Genomic DNA, 19067 nt, shown 5'->3' with positions numbered 1-19067 from the left:
CCGCGAAACCACTGCAGGTTTCCTGTCGATCGTGCCGATACCTCTTGTACCATGGATTGGGAGGGTGGAACGATCGGTGCCATCGTTCCAGCACTGATGGGCCATGGTGAGGCAGGGAGGGCTTCACCATGGCCCTTCTCTATTTATACCCAAGCTATTTCTTCGGCTGAGGTGCTAGCCCGAACTGAACAGCCTTTCCCAGTCGGTCTGGATGATGATCTTTAGCGTGGGGAACCGCTGCCGGATCTGCATCGCTTGCTCTTCGTTGACGTCCGCTCCATGCAACAGAATCCGGCGGATGCTTGGTATCGAAGCTAGTTGTTCAACGTGGCGGGGCTTGATTTGCTCGCCGTAGAGCTGAATGGATTCCAGTTGCAATTGTTCCAGTAGTTTCAATTGGTCGACACCCATCGTGAGAATGGGCGACTGTTTCGGCGACGAATTGAAGTTCAAGGCCAAGTGTTTCAGGCTCTTGCACTGCTGCAGTGACTTCATCGCCGTCACGGGGATCTCGACGCCGGAGTGAAGTGTTTCCAGATAGGGAAAGTTTAGGAGTTCGTGGTAGCAATCGCTCCATTGCCCGTTGTCGCGAATATAGACGCGCGTGACGTGATGAAATGGTTGAGGGAAATAGCGATTTCCGGCGAGCTTCCGTATCCATTCGGGGCCGCAATAATCTTGTCCCGCCGTCATGTGACCGTCATGCAGCGAGAATCCGGGGGCTTTGGTCGCGGGGGCAAGTCCCTCGCGAATTCTCGCGTGATGGTGATACGCATAGACTCCCAATCCGACTGCGACGAAGGTCATGAGCAGTAGCATGTCACGGAGTTGGAATGTCCAAAATCGACCGCTTCGATTTCTAAACCACCAGTAAGTGAATCCACCAACGAAAACGACGATGGCGGCCGCGACCAGTAAGTCGATCAGCGTGCCCCAAACATCAATGATCCAGTCGTCCGAATGAAATGGCCAGTTGTCATAGTTGCTCCAGGAGACCGGAATAAACCTGGATCCGCCCCAGTAGAGAAACCAGCTTTTCACGCGAAGTTTGGCCTGTGAGCGACTGCGTGTGACTCCTCGATCATTGCAGTTGCAGATGACAACACGAGCTAGAAACGGCCTCGGCCAGCCGTGCTCGAAAACCGTCAGCGTGGTCGCCCGATGACCGAACTCTTCCTTGTGGTTGTCGTGAGCCCTTTGTCGCAAATCGTTTGATCGCAATTTCCAAGCGTTCAGCTCGCCCGTTTCGTCTGTCCACGGGTAGGTGAACTCACCCGGAACGATGATGAGGACCAGAGGGATGGTGGTCAGGATGACCGCCAGGCAAGCGAGCCGATGGCACGCCAGGAAGCGGAGCATTCGCCGGATGTTCGAGGCGTGTTTCATGGGGATGCGAAGCTCGCGAAGAGTGGTCTGTGAATCCACGTTCATGTTAAAGCATTCTCGCGAGCGATGATGAGAATTCTTGCTCTGGCTCCCCTCTCCCCCAAGCTCACTGATTAAGTTTCGTGCCTCGGCACGCAATCATTGTTTGCTAGGGGGATTCTGCATTGGACTCCGCAGGCGATTTTGTTTCCTTGTCACGTTTTAGTCCTCGTATACTTTGGTCAAAAGTGTCGGGACCAATTTGGTCAGGATGCTCATTGTCGTAAAACTCTTCAACCGTTGGCAAAGCAGCAAGGACCTTGCCAATGTCCAATTTATCGATGCGAATCAAGATATCGTAAGTGCCCAACTTTCGATTCTGGTTCCAACTCGCCCATCCCGATTGCGTCAGTAGGACGTCGCGGCCGGAAAGTTTTTGTGGGTGCAAGTAGATTTCCTGGGAGCCGATTCCCCCTGCGTTGATCTTGAGCCAACCGTTCTTTACATCGCATTTTCCGACGTCCATCCATTGTTTATCGATTCCAAAGTGGTGATAGCAGTAGTTCCCTGATATCGCGTGCAGGTAGGCTAGGAATCTGCCTGTTGCTACGTCATCTTTCAAACTCACATACAACCCTGGGACAAGTTTCGTATCTTCCGCCGTGTCCCTCTCCTTCGAGGCAAGCTCTTCGAGTTTGCGATGGTAAGCTTCAATGGCTTCCCAGTCATCATTTTGATCAACGACTCCGTCGCCGTTAGTGTCCTCGCTAAAAAACTGTTGGGCAAAGGATGGCGTTGCGTCTAACGAGAAGCTGCAGAATGACACGGTGAAAAAAAGGGCAGTCAGGAGTTTCATGGCTCTTAGAGATGAGTGTCAAGAAATGGATCGATGATCGTCGATGACCACTGTGTTCTTATCGTCTTCTGACTCGATGTGATAGCCTTGTTCCAATAAGTGGGCGATCAACTGACGATATTTCTCACCACGTTGATGTGGGCCGTCGGTGTGTTTGTTTTCGAAATGGATTCGCTGCGGACGAAGGTGTTTCAAGTCCATCGACATCAGGATCGCGAAATCGTTTCCTTCGGTGTCGACGAAAAGCGTTGTCAAACGATCGACGTCGTGTTCCTGAATCAATTCGTTCATCGTTGTCATCGGTACCTCAATCGTATCGATGATCAGGTCCGCGAAGTGACTTTCGACGTGACCCGGTACGGCAGAGGCGAGTTGTGACGCCCAACGCGGGAACTGTGTAAAATCGTTTTTTGGCGATGGGATGAACAGTCGCAATGTGCCTGATTGCGCGCCGACGGCTTTGTTGATCAGGATCAAATTCTGATCGAGCCCCCGATAGTTGGCCACCAGTTGATCGAATAAGTACGGCACCGGCTCGACCAAGATGCCGCGTTGACCGTTGGTGACCGATGCGTACAGCGGGTCGTTGAAGGTGCGGCCGATATGGCTGCCGATTTGGATGAAATCAAAGTGCATTGAGTCGGGAGTAGAAGGGAGATGAAACAACAAAAAACTCTCGGGCGCTGGGCGACCGAGAGTTTTGCTTGAGTTCTGTGGTCAGGATTCGGATCAGCTAAACAGCTGTTGGATGATCTTACCATCCCGAACCAGGGTGATCGGGCGACCGGTGCTGGATTCATATTCCAGTGTGGGGTCGATGCCCAAGTTGTGGTAGAAACTGGCCACGACATCGTCCGGCGAGATGCCTTCGTGGCGTGGTCCCGATGCGGTGTCGTCGCTTTCGCCGATCACTTGTCCGCCATTGATGCCACCGCCTGCCATCAACATGAACATGCAACGCGGATAGTGGTCCCGACCACCTTCGCTGCTGCGGCTGTTGATCTTTGGCGTACGACCGAATTCGCCCGTCACATAGACCGCGGTGGACTCCAGCAAACCGCGTTGAGCAAGTCCGTTGAGCAATCCGCTCAGACCCGCGTCCAGCTTGGGCAGGTTGTTGTCCCTGAGCTTGGTGAAGTTATCGGTGTGAGTGTCCCAGCCGCCGAGTTGAACGCTGACCAATCGGACGCCGGACTCGACCAATCGCAAAGCGAGCAGGCAGCTTTGTCCGAACGATTCTTCGCCGAACTGACGGGCAAAGCTTTCGGGTTCCTTGCTGATGTCAAACGCTTCGCGGGCACGCGACGAAGTGATCATCGAGTAGGCTTGATCGCCGAAGCGTCCGAGGCCGTCGAGCAGTTGCTCGTTCTTTTCCAGTTCGGCGAAGCGACGATCGAGTTTCTTGAGCAATCCCTGACGTCGTTTGACTTCATCTACTCCGATGCCACCGGGCATCGAGATGCCGCGGACGCTGTAGGGTTGTCCGAAGGACGGGCTGGAGTTGGTTTCCAGCGATGCGTAACGGATGCCAAGGAACCCTGGGCCATGGCTGGCACGCGGCACGGCGACTGCGTCAGGAATGTTTGGATCCGACGGTCGTTCCTTGCTCAACACGGCACCCAGGCTGGGGTATTCCAGTGCCGGGATCGGCTTGCTGCCGGTGTTCACGTATTCTTGGCCCAATCGGTGGGCGGCAAGAGTGTGGCTGACGCCTCGCAGGATCACGAACTTGTCCATGCACTGAGCGAGCTTGGGCAAGTGCTCGGAGATTTGAATACCGGGCACGTTCGTTGCGATCGGATTGAACGTTCCACGTACCGTGTCCGGGGCGTCCGGTTTGAGGTCAAAGGTGTCCATGTGCGATGGACCACCGGGCAGCTCGATAAAGATCGCTCGCTCGGCGCGACCGGATTGAATCTGGCCGGCGGCGGCGAGTTGGTTGTATCCGGCGAGAGTCAATCCGCCGACCGTCAGCGCTCCGGCTTTAAGCATGTCGCGTCGCTGGACGCCGTCGCAGGTTCGGTGAAGTTTCATAGCGTTGGATTCCTTGTGGCGGGAAGCTGGGCTGAACGGCCGAGCGGTTGGCAAAGTGAGGGATGAAGGAAAGACTGGAAAGATGGCTGGAGAAACGATTGCGATGAGCAGCGGTGAAAACGACCGGTGCCCAAGCTGCCCGGCTTGGAGGGCCTAGCGGTTGTCACTAGTGAGAAATGATGAACTCTTTGGTGTTGACCAAGGCCCACAGCAATCCTTCGATTCCCGATGCGGGTTTCTCGGATTCGTTGACGTAAGATGTCGCGATGCTGATTTCTTCGTCGTCGGGGTAGCGACTGAGTGTTCTCAGGTAGGCTTCCTTGATGACGTCGTTAAGCGTGGTCGCGTCTGCGTTCTTGGAGGCTGATCCAGAGGCGGCATTTGCCGTCTTCACTTCGGTCCATGAATCCGGATCAGCAATGAGGTCCTGCAATTCCGGGACTTCGTAGCCGACCATCTTATTGGTCATGCGTTGATAGTCGCGTTCCAGTTGTGGCAGGATCTTGGCTTGGCGAGCTTCGTCAGCTTTGGTGAAACCGCGAACTCGACCAATGACCTGTCGACGCATGGCATCGGCGGCGCGATCACGAGCGACCTGTTTGGGGTCAACGTCCATGCCTTTGGGACCGGCGATGCCAAGATCCTTGCAGGCTTCGGCGACCCAGCCGTCTCGATCTGAAATGCGATTGTACATTTCGGCGTCATTACGCAAGTAGATCGACTGCAGCAAGCTTGGTGCATCACTGCGGTCGCAGTCGCAATTGGTTTCTCGAATGGATTGCCCGAAAACCTCCAAAGCAAAGTCGGCGCGATTTCGCTGACGGGGCTTGCCATCGGCGATCGCCATTTGGTCGAGGTCTGCTCGCACCTTGGCGGCTTTGTCGCTCGATCCTGTCGCCAGCACCACCATGTCGTAGACAACTTCCGCAGGCAATCGGCGTGGGATGTGTCGGGCGAAATTGACGCGATCGTATTGGTTGGTTTCGTTCGTTTGAGCACTTCGTTGATAGGTGTCGCTGGAGACGATTTCGCGATGCAACCATTTCAGGTCGTAACCATGCGAGATAAAGTCGGCGGCCAAGTGGTCCAGCAGTGGACCATTGCTCGGTGGGTTCGCCAGATTCATGTCATCGGTGGGGTTGACGATACCGATGCCGAAGTAGTTGTCCCAGACTCGGTTGACGATGGCTTTGGCGAAATAGGGATTGTCCACATCTCGTAGCCATTGCATCAATGCGGGTCGAGGGTCGGCGTCTAAAGTGACCTCTTGTTCTTGTCCCAAGATCTTGCCCGATGGAATGTTGAGCGGTGGAACCTTGCGACCTTTCTTCTTGGCCTGTTCGCGGGCTTTCATCGCCTTGTCGTTGATCGGGCGGGTGTTGACCAGCAGTTCGCCAAACGGAACGGTTTCGCCTTTTCTGGCGGCCTCTGTTACGGCCCTCCGCATGTCACCGCCGTTGAGCTTTTTGCCGCCCGTGATCGCAGCCAGCAATTCCTTGTGCTGTTCTTTGGCGTCGTCAGCGACGGTATTCGCATTGCCTGCTCGGATGGGAGCGAACAGTTTGGCAAAGTCCTCAAAGTCTTGTTTGGACCATTGATCGAACGGGTGTTTGTGGCACTGGGCACATTCGATTCGAACGCCGAGGAAGGTGTAGGCGAAGCCGATGGCACGATCTTCCGGTTTTTGGAAGTTGCGACGTCCCCAGTACAACGGCATGCCGGATCGCTGTGTGAATTCTTCAGTCTCGCCGGAGCATGCTTTCGTCATGCTCTTGCAATAGGCCAAGTAATCCTCGCCATCTTCGCGGCTTTGTGCCGTCACGATTCCTTCGATGATTTGATCGTAGGGGACGTTGTTATCCAGTCGTTCACGCAGCCATTCGAACCAGAGTTTCGTCGCGGCACTGCGGACCGGCAGGACATTGGTCAGTTGCTCGTCGTTGTTACCGGTCCAGTCGCTCATTCGCGTCGCCCACCAAGCAGCGTAGGCGGGAGATTCCAGCAGGTTGTTGACCAAGCGTTCTCGTTTGTCGCTCGAACCGTCGGCCAAGAAGTCCCGGACGGTTTCGGCAGACGGCAGGACTCCAGTGATGTCCAGCGAAGCACGGCGGATGAACTCCGAGTCGCTGCACAGCGGTGCTGGGACGACACCGAGTTTGTTGAGTTTTTGTTGAACGAGTTGGTCGATCGGCTTGTTGCTGCTGGCCGCAATATTCAGCGGTTTGGCAATCGGGCGGATCACAGGAATCGTGACCACGGCGTTGTCGTAATAAACCACGACATGAGTGTCCCCACGGTCGCCGGATTTGACGATGCCGATCGAGTCGATGTCCGCGATCGAGTCGTCGTTGCTGCTGAAGCGGCACAGCGGTGTGACGTCTTCTTGAGTGCCATCGGCCCAATGGGCGATGGCTTGGAGTTGGACGGATTGGGCGGTGTCGGCGAATCGGATTTCAGCGGGCAAGATTTCCAGTTGCTCTAGTTTCTGCAACTGGGTCTTCTCGAATTTCGCCCCGTCGGCGACCCAATTTTTAAAGACGCGATACTCCCAGCCATCGACATCGAAGCGCTTGCCGCCTTCGTGAACGTCGGCATCGATCGGCTTGGCCAACATGAGGCTTTCCGCCACATCATCGGTGTCCACGCGGCCTGAGTTTTCTTCCATCAAGGCATCATGGTCGGCTTTGAAGTCATAGCCAAAGAGCGAAAGCTGGAATCCACCGCGACCTTGAAACGAACCGTGGCAGGCGCGACCGTTGCATCCCAAGCGGCCCAATAATGGCACCACATGCTTTTGAAAGTCGGGGACTTCCGTTGCCGTCGCGGGGGCATAACGTTGATCGATCGGTGCGATCAAGGGCGAGGCATTGGAGGTTGTTTTTGTTGCCGAGACGCTGGTGGCCACAAGAGTTTCGTCTGCACTGGCACTACCGATCAGGTCGCTACCGGTCAGGACTCCGAGTGCCATGATCGAGGCGATGCAGCAAAGTGAGAGAACGTTTCGTTTCATGGGGACTTTTTCCGGTGGGTGAATTCGCAACAGCAAAGCGGACAAGGCAAACGAATTTGCCAAGCAAGCTACTACGGCGAGGATTCTTTAGCGGGGGTTTTCTTGACGGGGGCGGGGGCGTCTTTGCGTCCGGCTTTCCGAAGATTGCCGGCGAAAGACCGTTCGATTTGAGTAGTACGGTCGGCTTGACGGGACTGCAAACGTTTTTGAGCAGCAGCAAGTTGTTGTTGTGCACGCTGTAAGCGTTCTTGCATTTGGTCGACGTCATACTGGGCACGCGCCGTTTCGGCGTCGTGAATCTGTTCGGTCGCCTTCTGCAGGGCTTGGCGATCGCTCTTGCTATCTCGCACCTTGAGTTTGGCGATCAACAGGTTGACTGCGGTCTGTGACTTGATCACCGTCAGTTCGAGTTCAAAGAAACGAGGATCGCGATTGGCGGCCATCTCTAAGCGTTTGGCAGATTTCGCCAAGTTCTGAATCGCCACTCGATACTGACGCGGCTCGTTCATTCGCAATTGATCCAACAAACGCTGCAACTCAGGGAGATGAGATTGAACCATCTCTAGCACACGTTCTTCCGTGGTCTCATCGACTTGGGGAGCTTCACGCGCATCGTTGTTTTGTTTTGACGAACGCTCGACGTTTTTGCTTTTGCCGGAGGCGTCTGCTTGTGCGTCCGCAAGGCGTATGGCGGGTTCCACGGCGCCGGCAAATGAGCAGCCGATCAGCATTGATGCGCATACGAGGAATTTAGTGTGTCTAACCATCAATGTCGTCTCCTGCAGCGACGGCGACCACCATCCACGAGAATGATTCGTCAAGGGATTCTTCCGTCGGCTGAGTTTCAAACTCTTCCGGCGTCAGCCAATCACTTGACAAGTTGGGCACGTCATCCATTGCCATGGAACCGGGCTGCTCCACCCATGCTTTGGCGATCATCAGATCCACCGATGGTTGTTCGGCTTGCGAGGTTCGGATTACCGACGAGTTGCTGCCCGGCGAAGTGTTCAATGTCACAAGGATCAACACGGTTGCGGCAATCGCCAATAGCGAGACAGCGACTCGCCAGCGGGGCAGGGCAGGGGAGTGAGGGTTGCGATCCAGATTTGTTTTTGTGCTCGTCTCTGCATGGACCGGTGTCTCGAACTTGCAATGAGAAACACGGATCAGCAGTTCGCTCTGTCGATTCAATTCATCGGCAATGGCCGAATCGCAAAGACTGGCTTCAAAATCGGCTTGGCGATCGGCGGACAGTTCGCCTAGCAGATACAGCAAACAATCCTGCTGGATTTGATCATCCAAAGTCTTGGTGCAGTGGTGGGGTTCGTGTCTCATGACGGGAAGGTCGCAGTTGTTGGATCGGTGTTCATTCGGGTTCGATTTGCTCGCGAATTCGTTGCAGTCCGCGTCGCATTTGGGTCAGGGCGGTGCCCAGTGGGATGTTCAGTTCGTCGGCGATTGCTTGAAACGTCATTCCATCGTGAATTCGCATTCGAATGATCGTCTGCCAGTCTGTGGGGAGCTTTCGCAGAGCGGATTGGATCTCTTGGTTGGTTTCGTCGAGGCTGAGGCAGTCGGCGGGATCAGGGTCGGTCGATTCGGTGGTGTAGGTGGCTTGTTTTTCCAGTACTCGCTGCGTGGTCGCTTTCTTTCGCCAGAATTTTGCGGCCTCGTTGGCAGCTACCTGGAATAACCATGCCCTTCTGGCGGGTGGTGCGACATCGAGTCCTTTTTCCAGCATCGTGACGGAAACGCTTTGCAGGCAATCCTCGACGTCGGCGGACTGGCTGAGTCGACTGCGAAGAAATGCTTGCAAACCCGGCCGAATTTCCTCGAACAGGGCCTTCCACTGATCGGCGATGTCCGCCCGATCGCGTGTCGACTGGGGAGTCGAATCGTCTGGTGGGGCCGGCAGGTCGTTCATGTTTTTCGCTGTCGCGAAGGTGGGATGCGCAAGGAGGGCGTCTTATTTCAGGGCTGCGGCAATTTTTTCATCACCGTGGCCGCTGGGACGTGAGACGCAAAAAAAGAGTCGGGTTGTGGGGTGGTAGGGCAACGCGTCATCTTAATGACTTGTTACCCGTTCTGTGCGCGAGGAATCATGACGGATCACCCTGAGAAATACTGGATCGGATTTGACTTGGGCGGCACGAAGATGCTGGCCATTGCTTATGACAACGACTGGCGAGAGCTGGGGCGTCGCCGTCGAAAGACACGCGGTCGCGACGCAAGTGACAGCGGGACTGCCCGGATCATCTCGACGATCCATCGGTTGCTGGAGGAAAGCGAGCTTGATCCCAAGCAGATCGCCGGGATCGGCATCGGTTGCCCTGGACCGATCGACATCGAAAAGGGACGCATTCTGACGACGCCGAACTTGGGCTGGGACGACGTCAAGGTCGGCGACAGTCTGACGAAAGAGTTTGGCTGTCCCGTGGTGGTGCTCAACGACGTCGACGCCGGCGTTTACGGCGAGTACCAATTCGGCGTTGCGAAAGGTGCGCGATGTGTGGTCGGAATCTTTCCTGGTACCGGTGTCGGAGGCGGATGTGTTTACGAAGGCAACATCTTGCACGGAGCCGGCGTCAGTTGCATGGAAGTTGGTCACACCCGGATCAGTAGTAGCGGCCGGGGCAGCGGAATCGAATTGTTGGGGACGTTGGAGGCCGAAGCGAGCCGATTGTCGATTGCAGCGGAAGCGGCCAAGGCGGCGTACCGTGGCGACGCACCACGATTGAAGAAGGAATGCGGTACGGACCTTGCCGATATCCGTAGTGGTGCGTTGGCGGATTCGATTGAACACGATCCAGCGATTCGTCGATTGGTCGAGCAAGCAGCCGAGACGATCGGAATCGGAGTGATCAACATCGTTCACATCCTGTGTCCCGACACGATCGTGTTGGGCGGCGGTCTAGTCGAAGCGATGGAAAAGCTGTTCGTCGACACGGTCACCAGCACCGCACAAAATGGCGTGATGAGCGTCTACAAGGATCGCTTCAAGGTCGTGGCTGCGAAACTCGGCGATGATGCCGGAGCGAAAGGTGCTGCGGCGTGGGCACGACGTCAGTTGGCCGATCAGAAATGAATCGCACCCCGTAATGGGATTCGCCAGAATTCCTTTCTCGCGCATCATTCAGTCTTGATTTTGGGGTTAGCCGTTTTGGCGATAGCCACGGTTGAGTCACGAAAACCGTGGCTATCGCGTGGCGGCCGATCCGCGCAGACAGTTTTCGCATCAGTCCGAGCAAGCCGCGACTAGCCCGGTTGCAGCTACCCCACGAACAGTTCGGGTAGCTTGAGCGCAATCTCGGGTTGGCAGCTTGGTGCGATTTCGCCTCCAGCGTCGACTACTTGGTACGTGGCATACTCTCGGCCGTTGCTGTCCCGATGACTGTGGACGCATTTTGCGGCGATATCGACGACCCAGTATTCGACGATTCTGTGCTCGGCGTAAAGACGAGCCTTTTCACCCAAGTCGGCGTCAACACTGCTATCGGCTACCTCGATCAGCAGCAAAATATCGTCAGCACCAGGATGCTTCTTGGAGTAGCGACCTGGTTTTAGCCAAGTGATATCCGGCTCGGGGCGACTGTCTTGTAAATCAATTCCGCTTTGCACTTGTATGACCAGGTTGCTTTGCAAAGTCACGGACGTGGACCATCGGTTCAGGAAGTTGACGTAGTCGCAGTGCAACGGACCGGCGGGGTTCATTTCTCGCAGTTCTCCGCGAATCATCTCGATCCGGCGATTGATGCCGTCAAACGCTCCCTTGGCGATCATTTGATCGTATTCGGCAGCGGATAGTTTCAGCAGGTTGTTGCTCATTGCCAGGGCGGGCTCACCTGAGTGCATGGAATCGTGACAATCGTCTCAGGCCAGCTTAAGTGACGATGAGACGATTTGCAAAAAGTGGCCCAGCCTCGAAAGGTCAAACTACTTCGTCAAACTCGGTCGATGTACTTGTTGACGACGTTCTCGAGTAGTTCTTGGCGACCGCTGATGTTGGCTTCGGCTTCGCCCTTTTCCAGCATGTAGGCTTCCAGATCTGCAAAGCCGACAGAGCCGGATTCGATCTTAGCTCCGATTCCGCTGTCCCAACTGCTGTAACGCTTCTCGATGAAGCTCTCCAAAGCGTTGTCGGCGCGGATTGCTGCGGCGATCTTGAGCCCCTTTGCGTACGCGTCCATGCTGCCGATGTGTGCGTAGAACAAATCGATCGGCTCAAACGACTCGCGTCGTACTTTGGCGTCGAAATTCACGCCACCGCTGCCCAGGCCACCGTGTTTGAGGATGTAGTACATCATCTGAGTGGTCAGGTAGTAGTCGGTCCCGAACTGGTCGGTGTCCCAGCCAAGCAGCATGTCGCCCGTGTTGGCGTCGATGCTGCCCAGTGCACCTTGATGACCAGCGTAGTCGATCTCGTGCATCATCGTGTGCCCGGCCAACGTCGCGTGGTTGGTTTCCAGGTTGAGTTTGAAGTGATCCGTCAGGTCATAAGCACGCAGGAAGTTCAAACAGGCGGCGGCATCGCTATCGTACTGATGCTTGGTCGGTTCTTTGGGTTTGGGTTCGATCAGGAACTGACCGGTGAATCCGATTTGTTTGGCATAGTCGACGGCCATGTGAAAGAACTGAGCGAGGTGATCCAGTTCGCGTTTCATGTCGGTGTTGTACAAGTTCTGGTAGCCTTCGCGGCCGCCCCAGAAAACATAGTTTTCCCCACCCAGTCGATGCGTGACTTCCATCGCCTTTTTGACTTGGGCTGCCGCGTACGCGAAGACGTCGGCGTTGCAGGTCGTGGCAGCTCCGTGCATGAAACGCGGGTTGCTGAACATGTTGGCGGTGCCCCAGAGCAATTTCACGCCGCTACGTTTCTGTTCTTCTGCCAGGACATCCGCGACGGCGTCAAAGTTTGCGTTGGTCTCGGCCAACGAGCTGCCTTCGGGTGCGACGTCGCGATCATGAAATGCGTAGTAGGGCGCTTGCAGTTTCTCAAACAGCTCGAATGCAACGCGGGCGCGATTCTGGGCGTTTTGGACCGATTCGCTACCGTCATCCCAAGGTCGCACGGCGGTGCCAGGACCGAACGGGTCGGCACCGGTGCCACGAAAGGTGTGCCAGTAGACGATGGAGAACCGAAAATGGTCCTTCATCGACTTTCCTTCGACCATTTCATCGGGGTTGTACCAGCGAAACGCCAGCGGATTGTCGCTTTCGGGGCCTTCGTACTGGACCGTGGGGATATCGGGAAATGCACTCATGGCGATCTTGGGAGTAAGCGGGAATGGCGGAGAGGAATTGGGCCAATCAATATCGCGTTCCTCACCTGCCGTATCAACCCGACGCAGTCCACCTCGCGTCGGATTGTTCTGAAGCGCTAGAGCATCACTTGCGATCGCATTGGCTTTCGGCCATCACCATGTTGGCTTTGTGATCGGCAACGATTCGTTGGATGTCGGAAATCACTTCGGGATGGGCCGCGGCGACGTCCCGTTTTTCGCTGATGTCCAGTTCCAAGTCGAATAGCAGTGGTGGATCGTGGGTGTTGACGACATTGCTGCCGGGGACATAGCTGTCTTGTGTCAAGAAGTGTGCTTTGTATCGTCCGTAGCGAACGGCCATCAATCGCGTGTCGCGATAGAAGAACATCGCGTGTCTGGGGGATGGCTCTCCATCGATGAGTGTTTTGGAAATGTCATAGCCATCCAGGACCACGTTTTCGGGCAGCGGCGTGCCGCTCATGGCGGCAAACGTCGGCAGCATGTCCAGGGTGCTGGCGAGTTCTCGACTGATCACACCGGCTGGGATCGTACCGGGCATCCAAAAGATCCCGGGGACACGCTGTCCGCCTTCGAACGTGGTGCCTTTGCCGTTACGCAGTGGTCCAGCGGAGCCGCCTTGGTCGCCGAAGGAGAGCCAGGGCCCATTGTCGCTGGTGAAAACAACCAGCGTTTCCTTGTCCAAATTCAGCTCGCGAAGTGTGTCCAGGACTTGGCCCACACTCCAGTCGATTTCTTCGATCACGTCTCCGTAAAGGCCTGCCCGTGAGTGACCTTCGAAGGGTTTGTCGCGAAACAGTGGGACGTGAGGCAGCGAGTGGGCAAGGTAAAGGAAAAAGGACTTGTCTTTGTTGTCGCGAATGTACTCGGTGGCCTTTTCGGTGTATCGCCGAGTGATTGTGTTTTGATTGACCGGGCGTTCGATTTGTTTGACGTCGTCACCGGAGCCTGACAGCAGGGGAACGTTGAAATGATGGTAGTCCGGATCTTCGAAGACTGTGCGTCTCATCTCCTTTGGCGCGACGTTGTCCATGTCATTGCTGTAAGGAATGCCGTAGTAGCTGTCGAATCCGTGTTGCGTGGGTAAGTACTCGGGCAGGTGGCCGAGGTGCCATTTTCCCACCATGCCGGTCGCGTAGCCGTTTGACTGCAGGACTTCGGCGACCGTGTGTTCGCTTGCCTGCAAACCGCCGATCGAATTGGGGAACAGCACACGCCGCTTGCCACACATCCCGGTTCGAACGGGGTAGCGCCCGGTCATCAGCGCCGAACGACTGGGGGTGCACACGGGAGCGGCGACATAGAACTGGGTCATGCGGGTTCCTTCGTCCGCCATGCGATCCAAGTTGGGTGTGGAGATCGTGGGGTGGCCATAGCACGACAAGTCGCCCCAGCCCAGGTCATCGCAAAAGATCACCACGAAGTTTGGCTTGCCGGATTGAGCAGCATGGCTCGATGGGCAAAGGAGGACGCAAGCAAAGAGGCAGAGCAGGGCAGGGAAGGGCCGGAACCGAGACATGGTGGGAGTCCGATGGAAGGGGATTCATTGGAAGGATTGCGACGTCCACCATTGTAACCCAGTCATTCCCCGCGTTTGGAAGTGAACTTGAGCAGCAACCAATCGCCTAGTGAGGGGAACGCATTGCCCAGCGCGATCATCCACCGCATGTGGGCGGGCAAAATGATGTCGCGTTTTTTTCGCTCGACGCAGCGTAGCACGGCGTCGGCCACGCGTTGGGGGTCCAGTCCTTTGACGCTGGTGCCGCCACCTGGCTGGGCCGCTTGGGCAGGCATCGAAGTGCTGACCCGATCGTCGTATCGTGCACCTGCGTCGTCTCTGCGGATCGGGCCGGGGTGAACGATCGCTACGTGGATGTTCTTGGGCAGCATTTCCAAACGCATTTGCTGGGTCAGCCCAGTCAGTGCGTGTTTGGCCGCGTTGTAGCCGCCCAGATACCTCGCGCCGACTTTGCCCGCGAGTGACCCGATGTTGACGATGGTACCTGAGCTTTGCTCCAGCAATCCCGCCATCGATTGGCTGCACAGCAGCATCGTCACGACGTTTTGATCGATCAATTCGTGCAATCGATCGGGGGTGAGTTCACTCACCAGTGATCGATCGCTGGCGCCGACGCAGTTGACCAGGACATCGAGGCGACCCAATTCTCGTTGAACACGATCGGCAAGGGATTGCGTTTGTTCCGTGTTGAGCAAGTCACACTGTGCCGTGTGCAGTTCAGGATGATTGATGGTCTGCGACGCACGTTGCAATCTTGTTTCGTTGCGTCCAACGATCATGACCCGGTAACCGCGTTGCAAGAATGTCTCCGCGATCACCCGGCCCAAACCGGCGGAGCCACCGGTGATGATCGCAGTCGGCAGAGGAGAGGGGGAAGCGTTCAATGGGTCGACGGTGTCAGCAGGGCAGAGCAGGGTAGGGCGGTGAGTCGATCAACCCGATGAAGTTTAACCCAGGTCAGTTGGATGCACAGCCATGCTGACCGTCGCTCGACGTTTCACGGTCGATAGCGTTCATGAGGCAGACGAAATTCAAGGATAAGTCGAACGCCTAGCGGATCGGCATCGGCCTTAGCAGGGTCGGTACGGGGTGCAATTCCCGTATCTGAGTGAGTTTATCTGGATTCTCGAAGCCATGGTCGATACAACAACCGCTGGAATATCGACCTCGAACCAGGGAAAATGTTGGCATGACGCGTCCATCGCTTGAGCAGGCTTGTACAAAAATCGTTGCCACGGTCGGTCCTGCTTGTGAAAGCATCGACATGCTCGCGGCCCTGATCACCGCCGGCGTGGACGTCTTTCGGATCAACACCGCACACGGCAAGCAGGCCGATCACGAGTTCAAGCTCAACAACATCCGCGCCGCATCGGATCGCGTCGGTGTGCCGGTCGGCGTGTTGCTCGATCTCTCGGGCCCCAAGATTCGCTTGGGCGAGTTGCGGGAGGAGCCGTTGTATTGTGATCTGGGAATGGAGATTTCCTTTGTCCGCGGCGAATCCAATGCACCCAATGAACTGACCAGTACTTACAAAAAACTGGTGGACGAGTTGAGCGTTGGCAATCGCGTGATGTTGGCCGACGGGACGGTTTCACTCAAAGTTGAGTCTGTCCAGAAAGATCGGGCGGTCTGCCGTGTTACGGCACCAGGCGAGATCCGCAGCCGTCAAGGAATCAACTTGCCCGGCGCTGCATTGTCGGTTTCAGCAATGTTACCCGCGGACATCGAAAATGCGATGTGGGCGGCGAAGAACGGAATCGATTTTGTCAGTCTGTCGTTCGTCCGCAAAGCCGAGGACGTTCGGACCTTGAAAAGCTTGCTGACCAGCCATGACTGCAACGCGTTGGTGATCGCCAAGATCGAGAAGCCCGAAGCGTTGGAGCACTTGGAGGAGATCGTGGAAGCCGCCGATGGCATCATGGTTGCGCGTGGAGATTTGGGCGTTGAGATCGATGTCGCGGAAACACCTTTGGCGCAGAAACGCATCATTGCGATGTGTAAGGAAAAGGTCAAACCGGTGATTGTGGCCACCCAGATGTTGGAATCGATGCACCACAATTCACGGCCCACGCGCGCCGAAGCCAGTGACGTGGCCAATGCGATTCTGGATGGCGCGGACGCGTGTATGCTCAGCGGTGAAACGGCGATTGGTGATCATCCAGTGAAAGTCGTTGAGATGATGAGCAGGATCATGACGGCAACCGAGCGAGCGTTGTCGCACGACATGTTCGATCGAACGATTACCAATCGAGTGCACCCCATCACGACGGCCGTGACCTACGCGGCAACGAACATTGCCGAAGCGATTCACGCAAGTTTGATCGTCATCGCGACCAGGAGCGGCGGTACGGCTTGGGTCAAGAGCAAGTCCAGAAGTCGCATTCCGACGTTGGGCGCGAGCGACAACAATGACGCGTTGCGACGAATGAATCTGCTGTGGGGGATCAAACCGATTGCGACATCGCAATTGGATGACACACAAATGTTGATGACGGAAATCTGTGATTGGGGCAAGCAGGTTGGCTATCTCAAGCCGGGCGACCGCGTGGTGTTTGTCACCGGCAGCGGCGTGGTCGATCGCGCGCACAATTTGGTGTTGGTGCACACGGTCGAGTAGCGACCCTTTTGCCCCTTTCCGGGCCAGGTGGTAATCGCGTGTTCGGTTACCCAGGGCGGCGCTGCGCTCTGCCCTGGGCTTTCATGTCGGGCCCCTTCGGGGCGGTGAGCATTATTTCCGTCCCGAAGGGATGTGACAGATTCCGTCCCGAAGGGACATTACAAAATAGCCCAGGGCAGAGCGCAGCGCCGCCCTGGGTTCTTGTGCGTAGTTGCCCCACAAGCCCCGAAGTGGGCGTTACATTGATGGGTTGTGAGGTTCATTCGTTAAAACAATCGCGGCTTCGAGACCCGCGTAGATTCAGTAAGGGAGCATTCTCATGGGGCAATCTCTTGTCGGAAACCTTGTCCATCTCATCTACAGCACCAAGCATAGAATGGATTGGATACCAGAGCCGATTCGACAGCCACTCTACGCATATCAAGCCGGTATCTTTCGGCAGTGGGAAAGCCCAGCTCTGATTATTGGTGGAGTCGGCGACCATGTGCACGCATTGTTCTCATTGTCAAAGAATCATGCGCTCAAGAAAGTTGTCAAGAAGTGAAGAAGTCCAGTTCGAAGTGGATGAAAACCACCGAAGGAACCGGGAACTTGGATTTCAGTTGGCAATCCGGTTACGCCGCGTTCTCTGTAAGTCAATCGAAAGTGGAAGCGGTGCGGCGATACATCGAGAATCAAGAGCAGCACCATCGTCGCATGTCGTTTCAGGTAGAGTTGCGAGAGTTTTTTCGTCGGCACGAAATTGAACTTGATGAACGTTACGTTTGGGATTGAAGGTTTGTAACGCCCCTTCAGGGCTTTTTGTCTTCTGGTTGTATGTATACCCAGGGCGTCGCTTCGCTTTGCCCTGGGCTTTCATGTAACGCCCCTTCGGGGCAACGCATGTATGCCCGTCCTGGAGGGACACGACATGGTGGCCCTGGGTTTGTGGATGAACTCTTATCCTCATCACGCCAATATTTCTTTCACCACATTCCCCGCGACGTCGGTCAATCTGAAATCGCGTCCTTGGTACTTGTAGATCAATCGTTCGTGGTCGATCCCCAGCAGGTGCATGATCGTGGCGTGCAAGTCGTGGACGCTGACTGGGTTTTCGGCAACGTTCACGCTGTAGTCGTCCGTGGCACCATAGTTGGTTCCGCCGCGGACGCCGCCGCCGGCCATCCACATGGTGAAGCAACCGGGGTGATGGTCGCGCCCGTAAGCGGTCTTGGTCAATTTGCCTTGGCTGTAAATCGTACGACCGAACTCACCGCCCCACACGACCAGCGTGTCTTCTAGCATTCCACGTTGCTTCAGATCTGCCAAGAGTGCGCCGGTGGCTTGGTCGGTGTCCCCGCACTGCTTGCGAATTTGACCGGGCAAGTTTCCGTGTTGGTCCCAGCCCTGATGAAACAACTGAATGAACCGGACGCCACGCTCTGCCAACCGGCGTGCGATCAAACAGTTGTGAGCGTAGGTTCCTTGTTTCTGAACGTCGGCGCCGTATTGCTGCAGTGTCTCGGCAGATTCATCTGACAGGTCCAGCAACTCCGGCACAGACGTTTGCATGCGAAATGCGAGTTCGTACTGGGCGATGCGAGAGTGGATCTCGGTGTCGCCTACCGTGGCGTGTTTGATGGTGTTGAGTTCACTGAGGGAGTCAAGCATCGTGCGACGCATGTCACGAGAGACGCCGGCCGGATCGGAGATGTCCAAGACGCTGTCGCCTTGATTGCGAAACTTTACTCCCTGATGTTTCGACGGCAGGAATCCGCTGCCCCAGAGTCGATCATAAAGTGGTTGACCGGTCTTGCCGCTGCCACGACTGCTCATCGCGACAAACGCGGGCAAGTCGGCGTTTTCACTGCCCAGGCCGTAGCTGAGCCAAGAACCGATGCTGGGGCGACCGGGGATTTGCGATCCCGTTTGTTGAAATGTGATCGCCGGATCATGATTGATCGCGTCGGTGTGCATCGAGCGAATGACGCACAGGTCATCGGCGTGCGATGCGATGTGGGGCAGCAGCTCACTGATCCACGTGCCTGCTTCGCCATGTTGCGAGAACTTAAAGATGCTTGGCGCGACGGGAAAGTTCGCTTGGGCCGAACTCATCGTCGTTTTGCGATCGTCCGGGTAAACGCTTTTGGGGACGTCTTCGCCGAAACGATCCGCGAGGTGGGGCTTGTGGTCGTACAAGTCCATCTGCGCGGGACCGCCCGATTGAAACAGAAAGATCACCCGTTTGGCTTTGGCCGGAAAATGAGGCAAGGATGCCAGGCCGCCCAGCGGGTTGGTGTCCGCCGCAAACGAATTCGCAGTCAATTCGCTGCCCAGCAGCGTGCCCAATCCGAGTGAGCCGAGCAGCATGGAACGTCGCGAGAAGGGGTTCAAGTGATTCATCGTCG

At 56.0% G+C, this 19067-nt stretch carries 15 protein-coding genes and 1 pseudogene; 3 read left to right on the top strand and 13 right to left on the bottom strand.

Features of this window, described 5'->3' with window-relative positions; all coding sequences use genetic code 11:
- Positions 1 to 174: 174 nt before the first annotated feature.
- The 8 genes from Pla52nx_RS28990 to Pla52nx_RS28955 all read right to left on the bottom strand — a co-directional run bounded on the left by Pla52nx_RS28990 (position 175) and on the right by Pla52nx_RS28955 (position 9189).
- Entirely contained in the window at positions 175 to 1431 is a 1257-nt protein-coding gene (locus Pla52nx_RS28990; RefSeq protein ID WP_146521436.1) for a hypothetical protein, read from the bottom strand.
- A gap of 103 nt (positions 1432 to 1534) precedes the next feature.
- On the bottom strand, positions 1535 to 2221 hold the full coding sequence (locus Pla52nx_RS28985; protein ID WP_146521435.1) for a hypothetical protein: 687 nt from the start codon (positions 2219 to 2221) through the stop codon (positions 1535 to 1537).
- Between the two features lie 18 nt (positions 2222 to 2239).
- Positions 2240 to 2857 (bottom strand): FkbM family methyltransferase, encoded by a 618-nt coding sequence (locus Pla52nx_RS28980; protein ID WP_146521434.1) that lies wholly within the window; start codon positions 2855 to 2857, stop codon positions 2240 to 2242.
- A 93-nt stretch (positions 2858 to 2950) separates the two neighbouring features.
- Positions 2951 to 4255 carry a DUF1501 domain-containing protein gene (locus Pla52nx_RS28975; RefSeq protein WP_146521433.1) on the bottom strand — a complete coding sequence of 435 codons (1305 nt, stop codon included), beginning with the start codon at positions 4253 to 4255 and terminating at the stop codon, positions 2951 to 2953.
- A gap of 166 nt (positions 4256 to 4421) precedes the next feature.
- A complete protein-coding gene (locus Pla52nx_RS28970; protein WP_146521432.1) occupies positions 4422 to 7265 on the bottom strand; it encodes a DUF1549 and DUF1553 domain-containing protein in 2844 nt (947 codons plus the stop codon).
- 71 nt (positions 7266 to 7336) lie between these two features.
- Positions 7337 to 8032 carry a hypothetical protein gene (locus Pla52nx_RS28965; protein WP_146521431.1) on the bottom strand — a complete coding sequence of 232 codons (696 nt, stop codon included), beginning with the start codon at positions 8030 to 8032 and terminating at the stop codon, positions 7337 to 7339.
- Entirely contained in the window at positions 8025 to 8600 is a 576-nt protein-coding gene (locus tag Pla52nx_RS28960; protein WP_146521430.1) for a hypothetical protein, read from the bottom strand. The genes Pla52nx_RS28965 and Pla52nx_RS28960 overlap by 8 nt, the downstream gene beginning before the upstream one ends.
- Positions 8601 to 8631: 31 nt before the next feature.
- The gene (locus Pla52nx_RS28955; RefSeq protein ID WP_146521429.1) at positions 8632 to 9189 is read right to left on the bottom strand and encodes an RNA polymerase sigma factor; all 558 of its coding nucleotides are present in this window, start codon (positions 9187 to 9189) and stop codon (positions 8632 to 8634) included.
- 177 nt (positions 9190 to 9366) lie between these two features.
- Between Pla52nx_RS28955 and Pla52nx_RS28950 the strand changes: the two genes are divergently transcribed.
- On the top strand, positions 9367 to 10350 hold the full coding sequence (locus Pla52nx_RS28950) for an ROK family protein (RefSeq protein ID WP_146521428.1): 984 nt from the start codon (positions 9367 to 9369) through the stop codon (positions 10348 to 10350).
- Between the two features lie 185 nt (positions 10351 to 10535).
- On the opposite strand, the gene Pla52nx_RS28945 is transcribed toward Pla52nx_RS28950, so the two are convergent.
- The 4 genes from Pla52nx_RS28945 to Pla52nx_RS28930 all read right to left on the bottom strand — a co-directional run bounded on the left by Pla52nx_RS28945 (position 10536) and on the right by Pla52nx_RS28930 (position 14947).
- Positions 10536 to 11117 carry a Uma2 family endonuclease gene (locus tag Pla52nx_RS28945; RefSeq protein WP_146521427.1) on the bottom strand — a complete coding sequence of 194 codons (582 nt, stop codon included), beginning with the start codon at positions 11115 to 11117 and terminating at the stop codon, positions 10536 to 10538.
- Positions 11118 to 11206: 89 nt separating this feature from the next.
- Positions 11207 to 12526, bottom strand: coding sequence for a xylose isomerase (gene xylA, locus Pla52nx_RS28940; protein ID WP_146521426.1), 1320 nt, complete (start codon positions 12524 to 12526; stop codon positions 11207 to 11209).
- Between the two features lie 124 nt (positions 12527 to 12650).
- Positions 12651 to 14063: a sulfatase family protein gene (locus Pla52nx_RS28935; RefSeq protein ID WP_146521425.1), complete on the bottom strand. Its 1413-nt coding sequence runs from the start codon at positions 14061 to 14063 to the stop codon at positions 12651 to 12653.
- Positions 14064 to 14125: 62 nt separating this feature from the next.
- On the bottom strand, positions 14126 to 14947 hold the full coding sequence (locus tag Pla52nx_RS28930) for an SDR family NAD(P)-dependent oxidoreductase (protein ID WP_197454787.1): 822 nt from the start codon (positions 14945 to 14947) through the stop codon (positions 14126 to 14128).
- Positions 14948 to 15252: 305 nt separating this feature from the next.
- Here Pla52nx_RS28930 and pyk point away from each other — a divergent pair, with 305 nt between their 5' ends.
- Positions 15253 to 16680 (top strand): pyruvate kinase, encoded by a 1428-nt coding sequence (gene pyk / locus Pla52nx_RS28925; RefSeq protein WP_146521423.1) that lies wholly within the window; start codon positions 15253 to 15255, stop codon positions 16678 to 16680.
- A 319-nt stretch (positions 16681 to 16999) separates the two neighbouring features.
- Positions 17000 to 17454, top strand: a pseudogene (locus tag Pla52nx_RS33055) (IS200/IS605 family transposase).
- Between the two features lie 174 nt (positions 17455 to 17628).
- On the opposite strand, the gene Pla52nx_RS28910 reads toward Pla52nx_RS33055, so the two are convergent.
- Positions 17629 to 19062, bottom strand: a complete 1434-nt coding sequence (locus Pla52nx_RS28910; RefSeq protein ID WP_146521422.1) for a DUF1501 domain-containing protein — start codon at positions 19060 to 19062, stop codon at positions 17629 to 17631.
- Between the last annotated feature and the right edge of the window lie 5 nt (positions 19063 to 19067).

The organism is Stieleria varia (genome assembly GCF_038443385.1).
GTDB classification, from domain to species: Bacteria; Planctomycetota; Planctomycetia; order Pirellulales; family Pirellulaceae; genus Stieleria; species Stieleria varia.
The sequence above is the reverse complement of the archived record's forward strand: the minus strand, read 5'-3'. Positions and strand labels throughout refer to the sequence as shown.

Coding starts and splice junctions, on each gene's coding strand:
- Pla52nx_RS28990 (WP_146521436.1), bottom strand. CDS start 1,431: ATGAACGTGGATTCACAGACCACTCTTCGCGAGCTTCGCATCCCCATG.
- Pla52nx_RS28950 (WP_146521428.1), top strand. CDS start 9,367: ATGACGGATCACCCTGAGAAATACTGGATCGGATTTGACTTGGGCGGC.
- Pla52nx_RS28945 (WP_146521427.1), bottom strand. CDS start 11,117: ATGCACTCAGGTGAGCCCGCCCTGGCAATGAGCAACAACCTGCTGAAA.
- Pla52nx_RS28980 (WP_146521434.1), bottom strand. CDS start 2,857: ATGCACTTTGATTTCATCCAAATCGGCAGCCATATCGGCCGCACCTTC.
- Pla52nx_RS28960 (WP_146521430.1), bottom strand. CDS start 8,600: ATGAGACACGAACCCCACCACTGCACCAAGACTTTGGATGATCAAATC.
- xylA (WP_146521426.1), bottom strand. CDS start 12,526: ATGAGTGCATTTCCCGATATCCCCACGGTCCAGTACGAAGGCCCCGAA.
- Pla52nx_RS28955 (WP_146521429.1), bottom strand. CDS start 9,189: ATGAACGACCTGCCGGCCCCACCAGACGATTCGACTCCCCAGTCGACA.
- Pla52nx_RS28910 (WP_146521422.1), bottom strand. CDS start 19,062: ATGAATCACTTGAACCCCTTCTCGCGACGTTCCATGCTGCTCGGCTCA.
- pyk (WP_146521423.1), top strand. CDS start 15,253: ATGACGCGTCCATCGCTTGAGCAGGCTTGTACAAAAATCGTTGCCACG.
- Pla52nx_RS28935 (WP_146521425.1), bottom strand. CDS start 14,063: ATGTCTCGGTTCCGGCCCTTCCCTGCCCTGCTCTGCCTCTTTGCTTGC.
- Pla52nx_RS28975 (WP_146521433.1), bottom strand. CDS start 4,255: ATGAAACTTCACCGAACCTGCGACGGCGTCCAGCGACGCGACATGCTT.
- Pla52nx_RS28985 (WP_146521435.1), bottom strand. CDS start 2,221: ATGAAACTCCTGACTGCCCTTTTTTTCACCGTGTCATTCTGCAGCTTC.
- Pla52nx_RS28965 (WP_146521431.1), bottom strand. CDS start 8,032: ATGGTTAGACACACTAAATTCCTCGTATGCGCATCAATGCTGATCGGC.
- Pla52nx_RS28970 (WP_146521432.1), bottom strand. CDS start 7,265: ATGAAACGAAACGTTCTCTCACTTTGCTGCATCGCCTCGATCATGGCA.